This window comes from Megasphaera sueciensis, from assembly GCF_050219315.1.
Taxonomy (GTDB): domain Bacteria; phylum Bacillota; class Negativicutes; order Veillonellales; family Megasphaeraceae; genus Megasphaera_A; species Megasphaera_A sueciensis.
Genome location: NZ_CP116939.1, coordinates 1,237,954 through 1,252,573, shown reverse-complemented (window position 1 = coordinate 1,252,573; position 14,620 = coordinate 1,237,954). Strand labels below are relative to the sequence as shown.

Annotated in this window: 14 protein-coding genes; 13 read left to right on the top strand and 1 reads right to left on the bottom strand. The window is 46.7% G+C overall.

All coding sequences use genetic code 11. The features are described 5' to 3' along the window. Positions 1-76: 76 nt before the first annotated feature. From ftsH to NXG62_RS05925, 10 genes are all read left to right on the top strand, one after another. On the top strand, positions 77-2,029 hold the full coding sequence (ftsH, locus tag NXG62_RS05970; RefSeq protein ID WP_427114039.1) for an ATP-dependent zinc metalloprotease FtsH: 1,953 nt from the start codon (positions 77-79) through the stop codon (positions 2,027-2,029). 164 nt (positions 2,030-2,193) lie between these two features. Continuing rightward, complete coding sequence (locus NXG62_RS05965; protein ID WP_427114038.1) at positions 2,194-3,165, top strand: biotin--[acetyl-CoA-carboxylase] ligase; 972 nt, start codon at positions 2,194-2,196, stop codon at positions 3,163-3,165. A 102-nt stretch (positions 3,166-3,267) separates the two neighbouring features. Beyond that, on the top strand, positions 3,268-3,849 hold the full coding sequence (locus tag NXG62_RS05960; protein ID WP_427114037.1) for a biotin transporter BioY: 582 nt from the start codon (positions 3,268-3,270) through the stop codon (positions 3,847-3,849). A gap of 105 nt (positions 3,850-3,954) precedes the next feature. Then, positions 3,955-4,719 (top strand): type III pantothenate kinase, encoded by a 765-nt coding sequence (locus NXG62_RS05955; RefSeq protein WP_427114036.1) that lies wholly within the window; start codon positions 3,955-3,957, stop codon positions 4,717-4,719. Next, the gene (dusB, locus tag NXG62_RS05950) at positions 4,703-5,677 is read left to right on the top strand and encodes a tRNA dihydrouridine synthase DusB (protein ID WP_427114035.1); all 975 of its coding nucleotides are present in this window, start codon (positions 4,703-4,705) and stop codon (positions 5,675-5,677) included. The genes NXG62_RS05955 and dusB overlap by 17 nt, the downstream gene beginning before the upstream one ends. A gap of 197 nt (positions 5,678-5,874) precedes the next feature. Continuing rightward, the gene (greA, locus tag NXG62_RS05945; protein ID WP_427114034.1) at positions 5,875-6,360 is read left to right on the top strand and encodes a transcription elongation factor GreA; all 486 of its coding nucleotides are present in this window, start codon (positions 5,875-5,877) and stop codon (positions 6,358-6,360) included. Between the two features lie 18 nt (positions 6,361-6,378). Then, complete coding sequence (lysS, locus tag NXG62_RS05940; protein WP_427114033.1) at positions 6,379-7,884, top strand: lysine--tRNA ligase; 1,506 nt, start codon at positions 6,379-6,381, stop codon at positions 7,882-7,884. A 76-nt stretch (positions 7,885-7,960) separates the two neighbouring features. Beyond that, the gene (locus tag NXG62_RS05935) at positions 7,961-9,256 is read left to right on the top strand and encodes a hypothetical protein (RefSeq protein ID WP_427114032.1); all 1,296 of its coding nucleotides are present in this window, start codon (positions 7,961-7,963) and stop codon (positions 9,254-9,256) included. A gap of 115 nt (positions 9,257-9,371) precedes the next feature. Continuing rightward, positions 9,372-9,836 (top strand): BREX-3 system P-loop-containing protein BrxF, encoded by a 465-nt coding sequence (brxF, locus tag NXG62_RS05930; protein WP_427114031.1) that lies wholly within the window; start codon positions 9,372-9,374, stop codon positions 9,834-9,836. A gap of 155 nt (positions 9,837-9,991) precedes the next feature. Further along, positions 9,992-10,822 (top strand): undecaprenyl-diphosphate phosphatase, encoded by an 831-nt coding sequence (locus NXG62_RS05925; protein WP_427114030.1) that lies wholly within the window; start codon positions 9,992-9,994, stop codon positions 10,820-10,822. Positions 10,823-10,899: 77 nt separating this feature from the next. Here the strand turns inward: NXG62_RS05925 and NXG62_RS05920 are convergent, their stop codons facing one another. Next, on the bottom strand, positions 10,900-11,349 hold the full coding sequence (locus tag NXG62_RS05920) for a hypothetical protein (RefSeq protein WP_427114029.1): 450 nt from the start codon (positions 11,347-11,349) through the stop codon (positions 10,900-10,902). 197 nt (positions 11,350-11,546) lie between these two features. Between NXG62_RS05920 and NXG62_RS05915 the strand changes: the two genes are divergently transcribed. The 3 genes from NXG62_RS05915 to feoB are packed head-to-tail and all read left to right on the top strand — an operon-like array spanning position 11,547 to position 14,478. Continuing rightward, a complete protein-coding gene (locus NXG62_RS05915; protein WP_427114028.1) occupies positions 11,547-12,101 on the top strand; it encodes a DUF805 domain-containing protein in 555 nt (184 codons plus the stop codon). A 44-nt stretch (positions 12,102-12,145) separates the two neighbouring features. After that, positions 12,146-12,364 carry a FeoA family protein gene (locus tag NXG62_RS05910; RefSeq protein WP_427114027.1) on the top strand — a complete coding sequence of 73 codons (219 nt, stop codon included), beginning with the start codon at positions 12,146-12,148 and terminating at the stop codon, positions 12,362-12,364. A 5-nt stretch (positions 12,365-12,369) separates the two neighbouring features. After that, positions 12,370-14,478 carry a ferrous iron transport protein B gene (feoB, locus tag NXG62_RS05905; RefSeq protein WP_427114026.1) on the top strand — a complete coding sequence of 703 codons (2,109 nt, stop codon included), beginning with the start codon at positions 12,370-12,372 and terminating at the stop codon, positions 14,476-14,478. The last annotated feature ends 142 nt before the right edge of the window (positions 14,479-14,620 follow it).

Here is a 14,620-nt window from a genome sequence, read left to right as displayed (position 1 = left end):
GAATTGTGGTATGATACAATTGTATCGGTATGACTAACCAATAACAGTTCTAGATTGGAATGAAAGGAGCAGTATTTTGAGTAAATTTGTACGCAATGTAAGTCTTTACTTGCTTATTATTATTGTTGCCGTGTCCCTTATAGATGCCTTTACGACCAATAAAACCGATAAATCGGAAATTACGTATACGAATTTCCTGAATCAGGTCCAGCAGAAGAAGGTAGACACCGTCCAGATTACCAACGACCATGCTATTTCCGGTAAACTGAAAGATGGGACGGCTTTTACCTCGTATGCTCCCACGGATGTGGCGCTTATGCCAGCACTGCGTGATGCAGAAGTCAACGTTATTGCCAAACCGCCGGAACAGCCTTCTTGGTGGATGAGCATGTTGAGCTCTGTATTGCCTATCCTGATTCTCATTGGCGTATGGTTCTTTATCATGCAGCAGACGCAAGGCGGCGGCGGCAGGGTGATGAACTTTGGTAAAAGCCATGCGAAAATGCATGGAGAAGGTAAAATCAAAGTGTCCTTCAAGGATGTGGCCGGTGAGGATGAAGCAAAGGAAGAATTAGCAGAAATTGTAGAGTTTTTACGCAACCCCAGTAAGTACAACAGTATTGGTGCCAAAATCCCTAAAGGAGTTCTCCTTTTCGGACCTCCGGGGACCGGTAAAACCTTATTGGCCAGAGCCGTTGCCGGTGAAGCCGGCGTACCGTTTTTCAGTATCAGCGGTTCTGATTTTGTGGAAATGTTTGTCGGTGTCGGTGCTTCCCGTGTGCGTGACCTTTTCACACAGGCAAAGAAAAACGCACCTTGCATCGTCTTTATTGATGAAATTGATGCCGTAGGCCGTCAGCGTGGTGCCGGTCTCGGCGGCGGCCATGATGAACGGGAACAGACCTTGAATCAGCTCCTGGTGGAAATGGATGGGTTTGGCGCGAATGAAGGTATTATTACCATTGCCGCTACCAACCGCCCGGATATCTTGGACCCGGCGCTGCTGCGTCCTGGTCGTTTTGATCGCCAGATCACCGTAGACCGTCCGGATTTACGCGGACGCATTGCGATTCTGGAAGTCCATGCCAAAGGAAAACCCTTGGCGAAAGATGTTGATTTAAAGACGATTGCTAAGAAGACACCGGGATTCACGGGTGCCGATTTGGGCAATCTTCTGAACGAAGCAGCACTGCTGGCTGCCCGTGCCAATAAAAAGATTATCGGCATGCCTGAATTGGAGGAAGCCAGTGAAAAAGTATGCTTTGGTCCGGAACGCCGCAGTCATGTGATCAGCGAAAAAGAAAAACGTCTGACAGCGGTCCATGAATCGGGTCATGCCATTGTAGCGCAATTGCTGCCGGAAGCAGATCCGGTGCATAAAGTCACGATTATTCCGCGTGGCCGTGCCGGTGGGTATACGATGATGCTTCCGGAAGAAGACCGCTCCTATGAAACGAAATCGTATATGCTGGCACAGATCCGTGTCGCTTTAGGAGGACGAGCTGCGGAACAAATCATTTTTGATGAAATCAGCAGCGGGGCTTCCGGTGATCTGCAGAGTGTTACCAATATCGTACGGCAGATGATCATGCGTCTCGGTATGAGTTCCAAGCTGGGCCCGATGGTATTCGGGGAGCAGCAGGAACAGGTCTTCCTGGGCAAGAGCCTGGGGCATGAGCGGAATTACGGCGATGGCGTAGCCGAACTTATCGACAAGGAAATGCACGATATGGTATCGGAAGCATATGCAGATACGCTTAAGCTTCTCCATGCCAATATAGACGCCTTGAAATGTATGGCCGATGCGCTGATGCAGGTAGAAACCATTGACCACAGCCAAGTGGAAAATATTATTAAATATGGTTCTTTGAAGGCTCCTGAAGAACAGGCTCCGGCTAAAACGGAAGAATCCGCAGTACCGCCGGCAGAAGAACCGAAAGCACCGGAACAGCCGGTCAAAAAAGAAACAGAAGACGATCATATTGGCATCAGCCCGTGGGGCAATGTCATTTCGGATAACAAAGAGTAACATGTAAGAAACAGTATGCAGCAGAGTAAAGACGGCGCACTTTTTTGCGTCGTCTTTTGCGTAAAAATGCCGTAAAGCGGGATACTGGGAGTAATTGACACATGAGTCATATATGCTACAATGAAATTGTCAACATCATTTATTTTTGAAAATGAGGTGAAACTGTGAGAAAAGATATCTTGGAATATTTACTTACTCATAAAGGTGAATACGTATCCGGACAAAAAATTTCTGAAGAACTGGGAATTTCCCGTACGGCCGTGTGGAAGCACATACGCGTTTTAAAAACGCGGGGATATGTCATTGAATCATATACCAAACGGGGCTATTGTCTGCTGGAAGCCCCGGAGCTCTTATTATCGGAGTTAGTCAGTGAAGGACTAGAGACAAAAATTTTCGGCAGAAAAATTCACTATTTGGAAAAAGTAGACTCTACCAATAATGTGGCTAAAAAATTAGCGGAAGAAGGCGCAGAGGAAGGAACAATCGTTTTGGCGGAAGAACAATCCGGCGGCCGCGGCCGGCTGGAACGGAGCTTTTTGTCGCCCTTTGCACAGGGAGTGTGGTTTTCCCTGATTCTTCGTCCCACTTTTCTTCCTATGGAAGTCTCCAAAATGACACTGCTGGCGGCGGTTGCTCTGACCAAGGCACTGCATAAAATGGGATTAGTGGAATGCGGCATTAAATGGCCGAATGATATTCTTGTCAAAAATCGTAAAGTGGTCGGTATCCTGACAGAACTGAATGCGTCTATGGAACATATTAACTATCTGATCATGGGAATCGGCATCAATACCTCGCTGACTAAAAAAGCACTGCCTAAGGACCTTCGAAAAACGGTTACGAGTTTTACCATTGAAAATATCCCCGTCCATCGCCAGACTCTCTTGCAGGAGGTATTGCTGCAGTTGGAACGGTATTATGAAATTGCGGAAACGGAAGGATTTAAACCTATTCTTGCGGAATGGAAAGTGTTATCCATGATGATGGGCAAGGACGTGGAAGTAATCGAACCGGGGCGGTCTTTTAAGGGCAAAGCGGTAGATCTCGATGCCAACGGCAATCTTATTGTCGAAACAGAGACAGGGCGGGAAACAGTACTTGCCGGAGATGTACGGGTACGTGCCGTATCATAATGTATTGTTAACTATTTACAGATAATAAAAATTGACAATTGATTCTTTTTTTGCTACCATAAGAAGCGGACATCATACTAGTTTGATAGGGGAGGGACGTATATGCCTATTCAAAAAATGATTGGTGCCGCTTTTTTTGCGGCTATTATTGCTGTTTTATCTCAATTTGCGATTCCTATCGGAGCGGTTCCGCACACCCTGCAGGTGATGGCGGTGACTTTGGCCGGTGTTGTTTTAGGACCGCGCTATGGGGCATTGAGTGTCCTTGTATGGTTGTTATTGGGCGCCTTTGGCCTGCCTGTATTTGCTATGGGCGGATCCGGATTGGGCTCGTTGTTTGGTCCGCTGTGCGGATTTTTTCTTGGTTTCCTCTTGGAAGCTTGGATTTGCGGGTATTGCTATATTCCCGGACAAGCCAAAAGGAAAGAACAACTGCGGGCATTTGCGTTTGGCGTTCTTTCTATCCTGCTGGTGTATATAGTGGGCGTACTGGGGTTTACGGCGTATTTTCATTGGATGCTGCATAAGCCGATGACGTTGTATCAGGCCATATTGGTCTGTGCCGCTCCCTTTGCCCCGTTTGATTTGATTAAGATGGTCATCGGCGTGACTGCCGGATCTAAAATTACCCAGGCTTTGGAAAAAACAGGATTGGGGTTTCGGAATATGGTGAAAAAAGCATAGCATATATTTTGTTTATACCTTCAAAAAGTTCTGTATTTTTCATACAAACAATGGTATTATATAGGGCGTAAGCTAGAAATTGAAAATGTATGGGAGATAAAAGCTATGCTACTTGTAATTGATGTAGGAAATACCAATATTGTTTTAGGTGTGTTCGACGGAAGAGATTTACTTGATCATTGGCGCATTTCCACGGATCGTCTGCGGACAACAGATGAATACGGTGTATTGATCCGCAACCTTTTTAATTTTAACGAGGTCAATGCCGATCAAATCGACGCTATTATTATTTCTTCCGTGGTGCCGCCTGTTATGCCTACACTGGAACGCATGTGTCAGCGTTATTTCGGGGTTATGCCGCTGGTAATCGGACCGGGCGTTAAGACTGGTATGGATATTAAATATGATAATCCCCGTGAAGTAGGAGCCGATCGTATTGTAAATGCCGTAGGCGCCTATGCCAAATACGGCGGACCACTCATTATTATTGACTTTGGAACGGCTACGACCTTTTGTGCCGTATCAGCCGGCGGTGATTATCTGGGCGGGGCGATCGCTCCCGGTATCGGTATATCGACAGAAGCGTTGGTACAGCGGACAGCCAAACTTCCACGCATCGAAGTTGTTACGGCGGAACGCGTTATCTGCCGCAATACCGTGCAGAGCATGCAGGCCGGCGTCTTCTTCGGTTTTGTCGGCCAGGTAGAAGGCATCGTCGGAGAGATGAAAAAGGAATTGGGCGGCAAGGCTAAGGTCGTAGCGACCGGCGGATTGTCCGTCATTATTGCCCCGGCTGCCAAATCGATTGATGTAGTAGAACCTATGTTAACGTTGGAAGGACTCCGGATTATCTATGATCGGAACAATTAAACCTCTTTCTATCGGCAGTGTTACCCTGGAAATGCCGGTAATCCTGGCACCCATGGCCGGCGTCTGTGATCTGCCGTATCGTGTGATTGCACGGCGGTATGGCGCGGCTATGGTGTGTGCAGAAATGGTTAGTGATAAAGGGCTGTTATATCATAATAAGCATACACAAGAGATGCTCCGCATAGATCCGCGCGAGCATCCTCTTTCTATGCAGATATTCGGATCCGATCCGTCGACTATGGCTAATGCGGCGCAGGAGGTAGAAAAAGCAGGAGCAGATATTGTGGATATCAATATGGGCTGTCCTGTGAATAAAGTCGTAAAAAATCAAGAAGGCTCGGCCCTTATGAAAGATCTGCCGCGGGCAGAAGCTATTATTGCCGCCGTCGTATCGGCAGTTTCACTGCCGGTAACCGTAAAGATGCGTACCGGCTGGGATGCAGAACATAATACGGCAGTCGAACTTGCCAAACGGGCTGAACAAGCCGGTGCGGCTGCAGTCACCGTTCACGGACGGACCCGGGAACAATTTTACATGGGAAAAGCCGATTGGACAAAAATAAAAGATGTTGTTCAGGCTGTAAACATCCCTGTCATTGGCAACGGGGATATTACCGACGGGCCTTCGGCGTTGCGAATGTTGGAAGAAACGGGTTGTCAGGGAATTATGGTCGGCCGCGGCGCACAAGGAAACCCTTGGATTTTTCCGCAGATCATCACCTATCTGAAAACGGGAAGAATCCTGCCGCCGCCGACAGCTGCGGCACGCTATGAACAATTACTGGAACATTTTGAAAGCCTTCTGGAGTATAAAGGGGAATACATTGCGCTTCGGGAAATGCGAGCTCATGCCTCTTGGTATACGAAGGGACTGCACGGATCGGCTGCTCTGCGCGAACGGATCAACCGGGCAGCGGGAGTAGACGAATTCAGAAACATAATCCGAGGACTGCTGTAAAGTATTCTTATCGACGCATGCTTGCCGGAGCAGGCCCCATCCTGCGCATTTTTCTGCAAGTTACCTCTTATTGACAGACGAGGCATATAAGAATATAATAAAATGTACTTGCAATTGAATAGATACACGTATAGTGCCAAGGGTCGCTTGACACTATTTTCTGTATATGACCACTATACGAGCAAAGGAGCATAGTTATGACTGAAACATTAATCACTGAAGAAGGTTTGAAAAAACTAACCGATGAACTGGAAGAATTAAAATCTGTTCGCCGCATTAAAGTTTCGCAGCGTATTCAAGAAGCCATCGCGTTAGGTGACTTAAGCGAAAACTCTGAATATGATGATGCTAAAAACGAACAGGCCTTTATTGAAGGGCGTATCGCTGAATTGGAAGGCAAAATCCGCACGGCTAAAATCATAAAAGAATCGGAGGACAGCGCGGCCAGAGTAGGCTTGGGCTCTAAAGTCGTTTTGGAAGATATCGAAACAGGCGACCGTTTTGCCTATACTGTTGTTGGCACAGCAGAAGCCGACCCGTTCAATAATCGTATTTCTAATGAATCCCCCGTAGGCGCGGCGATTTTGGGTAAAAATATCAGCAAGCAGCATCCTGTCATTGTATCTGTAAAAACACCGGCGGGACAACTCAAGTATCGTATACTACCGCCCAATGCGGAATAAGAAGCAGGAGGGAACTACATGTCCGAAGAAAAACAAGCAACACCTGTTATAGAAGAAGAACAGCTAAATGATCAGATGATCGTACGCCGGGAAAAAATGAGGGAATTCAGTGAAGCCGGTGTCTATCCGTTTGGTGAAAAATACAACTGGGATCATCATGCCCAGGACGTAAAAGACAACGCCGAAGCACTGGAAAAGAATGAAGGAAAAGTACGGGTTGCCGGACGTTTAATGGCGATCCGCCGTCATGGCAAAACGGCATTCTGCGTACTGCGTGATATTACCGGTGAAGTACAGCTGTATTTCCGTAAGGATATTCTCGGAGAAGATTCCTATACTCTCTTTAAACTGTTGGATATTGGTGATATAGTAGGAGTGGAAGGAACGGTATTTACGACCCATACAGGAGAAACGACAGTCCGGGTCGACGAATGGAAGTTGTTATCCAAATCACTGCGGCCGCTGCCGGAAAAATGGCATGGCCTGACGGATACGGAAACCCGGTACCGCCAGCGCTACTTGGATCTCATTGTCAATCCGGAAGTAAAAGATACTTTTATCAAACGGTCCAAAATTATTAAAGGAATCCGCAAATACCTGGATGAACGGGACTTCCTGGAAGTAGAAACACCGATGCTTCATACGATTGCCGGCGGAGCTGCGGCCAGACCGTTCAAAACGCATCACAATGCACTGGACATGGACATTTTCCTGCGTATTGCACCGGAACTGCATTTGAAACGTCTCATCGTCGGCGGCCTGGAACGCGTATATGAAATGAACCGCTGCTTCCGCAATGAAGGCATTGATACCCGCCACAACCCGGAATTCACGACCGTGGAATTATACCAGGCCTACGGTGATTTGGAAGATGTGATCCGCATTACCGAAGAAATGACGGCGGAATTAGCCAAAATGCTTTATGGAACAACAAAGATCACCTATCAGGACATGGAAATCGACCTCACGCCGCCGTGGGACCGCATGACCATGATCGAAGCGGTTAAAAAATATACCAGTGAAGATTTCGGGCAGGTTACTGCGATTGAAGAAGCCAGAGCCATAGCCGACAAGCTCCATGTGGAATATACGGAACACTGCGGCATCGGCAAAATCATCAACGCTTGCTTTGAAGACTATGTAGAAGAAAACCTCATGCAGCCTACGATCATTACGGGGCATCCGCTGGAGATTTCTCCGCTGACCAAGCAAGACCGTGAAAATCCTCTGCTGACGTATCGCTTTGAAGGGTTTATCTACGGACGCGAACTGGCCAATGGATTTTCCGAATTAAATGACCCTATCGACCAGCGGGATCGTTTTGTCCAGCAGATGAAAGAACGGGCCATGGGTGATGACGAAGCACACCAGATGGATGAAGACTTCGTCCGTGCCTTGGAATACGGACTGCCGCCGACAGGCGGGTTAGGGATCGGGATAGACCGTCTCGTCATGATTCTGACGAACAACGCCTCCATCCGAGATGTATTGTTATTCCCGCTGACACGGCCGGAACAGAAATAATATAATCAAACACCCTTTGAAAGAATGGCTTCAAAGGGTGTTTTTACTCTTTACATAGAGAAAGGAAGATATTACTATGAAGCGCTCACGAAAGATTTTGGGTGCCGCACTACTGATTGGTGTTTTTTATACGGCTGCAGCGTGGGCCGCATCGGATGAGCCGGATTCGATTATTATCCGCAAGCACCCTATGCCGATAGAACAGCCCGTAGGGAAGACTGCGGGAAAAACGACGACGACAGCAACGACGCAGGCCGGCGATAAAACGAAAGCGAACGGAACACCACCGTATGATGACACCGTAAAAAATGATACGGCCAAGGACGCCGACGTACCTAAAATCGAAGGGAAAGACCATTATGAAGATGAAGTAATAACCAACCCTAAACTATCCGATATGGCGGTAACTCCCTTGTATATTTTCCCACTGGTGGAAAAAGACTTTACTATTGCCGGACTGGCAGCCGGAGATACCCTGGCAAAAGTGCGGCGTGTGCTGGGCAGTCCGGAAAAATATTTGAACAGTGAACATTATACGACGCTGCGGTACAATGATGACACACAAAAACTGCGGGTCGTCCTGCGCAATGATACGATCGATATGCTGAAACAGCCGAACGAGCAGGGAGACCGTATACAAGTCGGTGTCAATTCTATTTTCTTGGCCCAGGGAACGGATATAGCGGCCGGCCGCGACATCCATCTGGGATATCCGGTGGAATCGGTTATGCGGCGGTATGGTGCACCGACCAATCTTTTGCGTGATACGGATTCCAATATCTATTATCTGGTATATGAGAGTCCGCAAAAGGATACGATGCTTGTTTTTGCCATCTATAACCGGAAAGTAGAACGGATCGCACTGATGCCGCCGCGTGCACCGTACATTAATCCGTCCGCTGAGACAGTACTGCCGATCCATGCCGGTTTTATCCCCAGAGATTTTTCCCTTATGGGATTCTCACTGGAAAATCCATTTGAAGCCAATAAATATAATATGTGGACTAATATGATAACAAATAAGGGCAACAAATTTTGGATTTACGGTGATTATGGGGTGGAAATAGATCGGTACAATACGATAAAGCGTGTCTTCCTGATGACCAATAACGCGTATACGAACCGCGGGGCGACGTTAGGCTATCATGCCTCGACGATTTTAGGGCTGTATGGACTGCCGCAGCGGCTGGAAAAAGGTCCTGACGGCATTAAATCTGTCGATGGATACTTCTATGACAACCCATACCAAAAAGGGATATACTTGTTATTCGTGATCGACCATGTGCAAAATTATGTGGAGGATGTGCTTCTTCTAAGTGCTCCTATCGAAGATTTGCAGAATCCCAAGAAACGATATGGTTTGGAAGCATAAGGCTGCATTTCCGCTTAGGAGAACCATGTAAAATTTAGATAGACAAAAGCCTTTACTTATGCAGGCCAATTCCAGTATAATAAAGATAACAATAAAGCAGATGAAGGTGATTCCTATGGTTACAGATGCAGAGGTTTTGAAACGCTGGAAGTACATTGCCCAGGACGAAGAAAAGTTACTGATTATTATCGGCGGCCCGGGTTCCGGCAAAAGTAGACTGATTCGAGAATTAACGTATCAGGAAGGATGGAAGATCGTCGATGCAAAAGAACTGTTCGACGACGAATTTTTGGAAATTCCACGGGCGGATCGTCCCGAACAAGCAATTTCTCTTATTTCGGCTGCCATTCACAGACTGAATGCACGTGTGGTAATGATTGACAATGTTGGCTTTTTATTTGCACCAATTTTGAACCTGAATCCCATAAAGATGCTGAAACATCTCAGCCATGAATGCCCCCTGATCGTGAGCTGGCGCGGACACATTGAAAAAGATACGTTGTACTTTGAACATAATGGGGATCCAAAATATGCTAAGTTTAAGGTAGAAAACAAGAACCATGTCATTTCTTTGGATTAAGATGCACCATGACAAGGCTGTACGGACATAAGATATTGTCAGTACAGCCTTGCTTTTTTACTGGTAGAAACACTTTTTTTCTTTTTTTCCGCGTGGTATAATATTTCAGTATGGTTTATATTATTTTGTTGTATATATAAAGGAGAAATCATCGAATGAACGATTATATCATTGCGGTTATACTCGGCGTTGTCGAAGGGGTGACAGAATATCTTCCTGTTTCTTCTACGGGGCATATGATCCTCGTCGGCGACTGGTTGGGATTTGACGGGCCGCGGGCCAGTGTTTTTGAAGTTTTTATTCAACTTGGAGCTATTTTATCTGTTCTGGTAATTTATAAGGAAAAATTCTTACGCATGGCACGGCAATATCGGTGCTGGAATATGTATCGCCGGGAAAACTGGTTCCGCCACGATACGGGACTGACCTTAGCCCATGTCGCTGCCGGCATTGTGCCGGTCATGGGCATTGGTTACTTGGCACACCATGCGATCAAGACGTATTTGTTTTCTCCCGGCACCGTTATCATCGGGCTGATTCTCGGCGGTTTTTTTATGCTGGCTGCTGAAAGAGCGCATATGCGGGTCGTGTGTGACGATGTGGAAAAAATGACGATCATGCAGGCCTTTTTGGTAGGGGCCTTCCAAATACTCGCATTGTGGCCGGGGTTTTCTCGTTCCGGATCGACGATTTCCGGTGGATTGTTCTTGGGATTGAGTCGTAAATGCGCTGCCGACTTTTGCTTTATTATCGCTGTGCCGGTCATGGTCGTGGCCTGTATTTACGATCTGCTTAAAAATCTGAGTGACCTTGCCGGCGGTGATTTGATCATGATCGCTATCGGCTTTGTCGTGGCCTTTGCCGTGGCGTATGTCTCGGTACTGTGGTTCCTCAAATTCTTGAATAAGTCCAGTTTGGCCAGTTTTGCTTATTATCGGTTTGTAGTCGCGCTGGTTTCTTTCCTGCATTTTTTTGTACTGAACTAACGGCGATATAAAGAAAACGGGTACCTATTGTCGCAGCGCAGGCTGCAGCAATAGGTACCCGCTTTTTGCGGATATGCTTATTGAATAAACTCGGTCATCATTTCATCCATGAAGTCATCGGCGCGGACACCCTCCGGCAAATCCATAGAAATATTTTCGAGCAGGGTAGGAAACATGATTTTGATTCCCTGTTCAAACACGAAGTAGTAATACTGCAGTTCATCGCTGCCGTGTGTCACAACGGGAACCATGGTTTCGTTCACGGCAAAAGCGACATTATAAAAATCGACCATTTCCGTTTTGAGCCGGTCGAGATCCACTTTTTCTTCACTATAATCCTGCATGAGGTTCGTACCCATTTTAGCCAGCATATCAGGAATCGACGCCAGCTGTTCCGGCGGATCCAGTTCGGCATGTTCCATGATGTGCAGCAAGGTATGCAAGCTGCTGATGATGGATTCACAGAAAAAATTGTAGGTGAATATCCCTTCCGAATTCACCAGATTTGTATATACATGTTTTCCCATATAATAGTCTCCTTTAAATAATCAAGATACGTTCATTATATCATGATACGCTGTAATCGGGAACGGATAAAACCGGTAAGATGGTTTAATTTATATCTTCCGGTCAAATTCATTTGAGTAAGATCGTAGAATATGATACCATTATTATGACAACTAAATATAAGCACGAGCTTTTTGAGCGCCGTTAGGAGGAAACTATGTCTCAAGAAAAAAAGATTAAATTAAAAAAACGGTCGGATCAATCGATCAAAATCCGTAAAGGCCTTGCCATGCCGGTCGGCCGCGTAGGAGAAAACAACGCGGTGAGTTTTCGTGATTGGCAGGATCTCAAAGCCAAATATTATGCGTTTCACGGACGGGTGCAGCGCCGCCCCTTTATTTTGCGCACGCTGGTCCTTGTCTTTGCGCAGATCATGTTTTCCTTGATTCTGTACAGCAAGTTTGTGGAATCACTGATTATCGGACGACCAGAACTGGCCGCTGTTTTTGCAATTATATTTATCGCATTGACGATTCCTGTTGTCTGGGCAGAAATATCCTTGGGTATCAGACGCTGTCATGATTTCAATAAATCCGGGGCGTTGTTTGCCATACCGTATATCTGCTATATAGGAAGCTTGACAGCTCCCGTGCTGGGACTGCACAATCTGGAAATCCTGGTGCAATCCATTACCGCCGTATCGTATTTGGCACTCTTTACTATAAAAGGAAACTCCGGCGACAATGCATACGGAGCCGAGCACGCACGCTGAGGAGATAGCGTGCCGATGTGACGAGAAAGGGGGAGGGCGGACGAATGACATTGGATCAAGGAAAAGTAGGAATGACCTATCTTGTAGAAGAACTGTCTTTGCCGACTAAAATGGAAAAACGCCTGCAGGCTTTGGGTATGACGAAAGGAACGAAAATCGCAGTTCTGAATAATAAAAATGCCGGTACCCTTATTATTAAGGTACGCGGGACACGGCTGGCTATCGGTAAAGGGATTTCCAGCCATATACAAGTTAGGAGTTGAATATAGTGGAACAGGATGTATCAAATGCCTCGAGAGGACGCAAGCATTTACACCGCTATCGGCATGGCATAACACACAAAGATTTGACAGTGGCGTTTATCGGAAATCCGAACTGCGGTAAAACGACACTATTTAATGCGTATACGGGAGCCAATCTCAAAGTGGCTAACTGGCCGGGTGTAACGGTAGAGAAAGTAGAAGGTTCTGTTGTCAATCACGGTGTCACTATACATCTTGTCGATTTGCCCGGAACATACAGTTTGACCTCCTATACCATGGAGGAACAGGTATCACGTAATTTTATATTGAGCGATGAAGTCGATGTTATTATTGATGTGGTAGATGCATCGGCACTGGAACGAAATTTGTATTTGACCTTGCAGCTGCTGGAACTGGGCAAACCGGTTGTCATGGCACTCAACATGATGGATATTGTAGAAAATCGGGGCATGGAAATCGATCTGCACCGGCTGCCGGAAATGCTCGGTATTCCTATCATTCCCGTATCGGCTTTGAAGCGGCGCGGACTAAGCGTGCTCCTGCATGCGGCGATTCATCATCGGGATCATGTCCATCCGGACCGGCTTATACACGATCATTCCAGCCATACCCGGCATCGGCATAACCATCATAGCGAATTTGCCATGGTATACAGTGATTTGCTGGAAGACAAGATCGACGTAATCAGAGAACAGCTCAAGCTGCATTATCCGCAGATGTTCAATCACCGCTGGCACGCACTCAAGCTATTGGAGCAGGATGCGGAGGTCACTAAGAAATATCCGATCGATGAAGAAGCCAATATTATTGATAGAAGCTACGAAACGGATATTATTAATCAAAAATATGATTTTATCGAAGAAATCATCCATGAAGTAGTCGTCAACCGAGAGGAAAAAGTAGCTGCCACAGAATACGCAGATCGTATATTGACCAACCGCTGGCTGAGTATACCCGTATTTCTCCTGATCATGGCCGGCGTATTTTTTCTGACCTTTTATATTGGGGACTATTTAAAATCTTACTTTGAATTAGCACTGGATGTCATATCGGAACAAGCGACCAACGGATTGACGATGCTCGGTGCCAATGATATGCTTATATCGCTGGTCGTCGAAGGAATTATTGCCGGAGTAGGCGGTATTCTGACGTTCTTGCCCAATATCTGCATCTTGTTTTTGACGCTGGCTTTTTTGGAAGACAGCGGCTATATGTCGCGCGTTGCCTTCATTATGAATGACATTATGGAACGGCTGGGGCTCTCGGGACGTGCTTTTATTCCCATGATACTGGGTTTTGGCTGTTCTGTGCCGGCAATCATGGCCTCACGGGCACTGGAAAATAAAACAGATCGGTATCGTACGATGCTCGTGACGCCGTTTATGTCCTGCAGTGCCAGACTGCCGATTTATATCCTGTTTTCAGGCATGTTTTTTCCGCAGAATTCGATGCTGGCGGCCTATTCCATGTATATCATCGGAATCGTCGTAGCTCTTCTTTCCTTACTGGGCATGAACCTTGTGGAAAAACGGACGCAGGAAAACGCCCTGCTCATCGAACTGCCGGAATATAAACGTCCCAGCAGCCGTACTGTGGGTATTTATGTATGGGAAAAAGTCAAGGACTATCTGAGCCGGGCCGGTACCATTATCTTTGCCGCCTCTATTCTCATGTGGTTTATTCTCAACTTTGGCCCCGGCGGCTACGGAGAAATGACCAATAGTTATGGCGCCCTTATGGGAAAATGGCTGGTGCCGTTCTTTGCCCCCATTGGTCTGGGATACTGGCAGATATCCTTAGCGCTTATCGCCGGGATATCTGCCAAAGAAGTTGTCGTATCCAGCTTTGTCGTTCTTTTTGACGGACTCAACATTAACTCCGATGCAGCACTGACAAGTTTGGCAGGAGCGCTGGGAAGTGTAGGGTTTACTCCGCTCAATGCGTATTGCATGATGCTGTTTTCCCTGTTGTATATTCCCTGTGCCGCTACGCTGGCGACGATACACTCGGAATCGCACAGCTGGAAATGGACTGTTTTTTCCGCCTTCTTTCAAATTGCCGTGGCCTGGATCGTCACCTTTATCGTATATCAAGTAGGCAGCCGGATACTGTAATACACAAGCAGGCGGAAAAACGAAAGGCAACCTCTCAGTCACCTGCGGTGCCAGCTCCCCTTTCAAGGGAGCCGATTAAGCGCGGAGACAGGGCGTAAACAAACTAGGTGATGCATTCTTTTTTAGGCGTCACGTTGTTCCT

Bases quoted from the DNA above. Each gene is read 5' to 3' on its own strand.
- brxF (WP_427114031.1), top strand. From the start codon at position 9,372: ATGGTTACAGATGCAGAGGTTTTGAAACGCTGGAAGTACATTGCCCAG.
- greA (WP_427114034.1), top strand. From the start codon at position 5,875: ATGACTGAAACATTAATCACTGAAGAAGGTTTGAAAAAACTAACCGAT.
- NXG62_RS05920 (WP_427114029.1), bottom strand. From the start codon at position 11,349: ATGGGAAAACATGTATATACAAATCTGGTGAATTCGGAAGGGATATTC.
- NXG62_RS05910 (WP_427114027.1), top strand. From the start codon at position 12,146: ATGACATTGGATCAAGGAAAAGTAGGAATGACCTATCTTGTAGAAGAA.
- NXG62_RS05915 (WP_427114028.1), top strand. From the start codon at position 11,547: ATGTCTCAAGAAAAAAAGATTAAATTAAAAAAACGGTCGGATCAATCG.
- NXG62_RS05960 (WP_427114037.1), top strand. From the start codon at position 3,268: ATGCCTATTCAAAAAATGATTGGTGCCGCTTTTTTTGCGGCTATTATT.
- NXG62_RS05935 (WP_427114032.1), top strand. From the start codon at position 7,961: ATGAAGCGCTCACGAAAGATTTTGGGTGCCGCACTACTGATTGGTGTT.
- dusB (WP_427114035.1), top strand. From the start codon at position 4,703: ATGATCGGAACAATTAAACCTCTTTCTATCGGCAGTGTTACCCTGGAA.
- NXG62_RS05925 (WP_427114030.1), top strand. From the start codon at position 9,992: ATGAACGATTATATCATTGCGGTTATACTCGGCGTTGTCGAAGGGGTG.
- NXG62_RS05955 (WP_427114036.1), top strand. From the start codon at position 3,955: ATGCTACTTGTAATTGATGTAGGAAATACCAATATTGTTTTAGGTGTG.
- lysS (WP_427114033.1), top strand. From the start codon at position 6,379: ATGTCCGAAGAAAAACAAGCAACACCTGTTATAGAAGAAGAACAGCTA.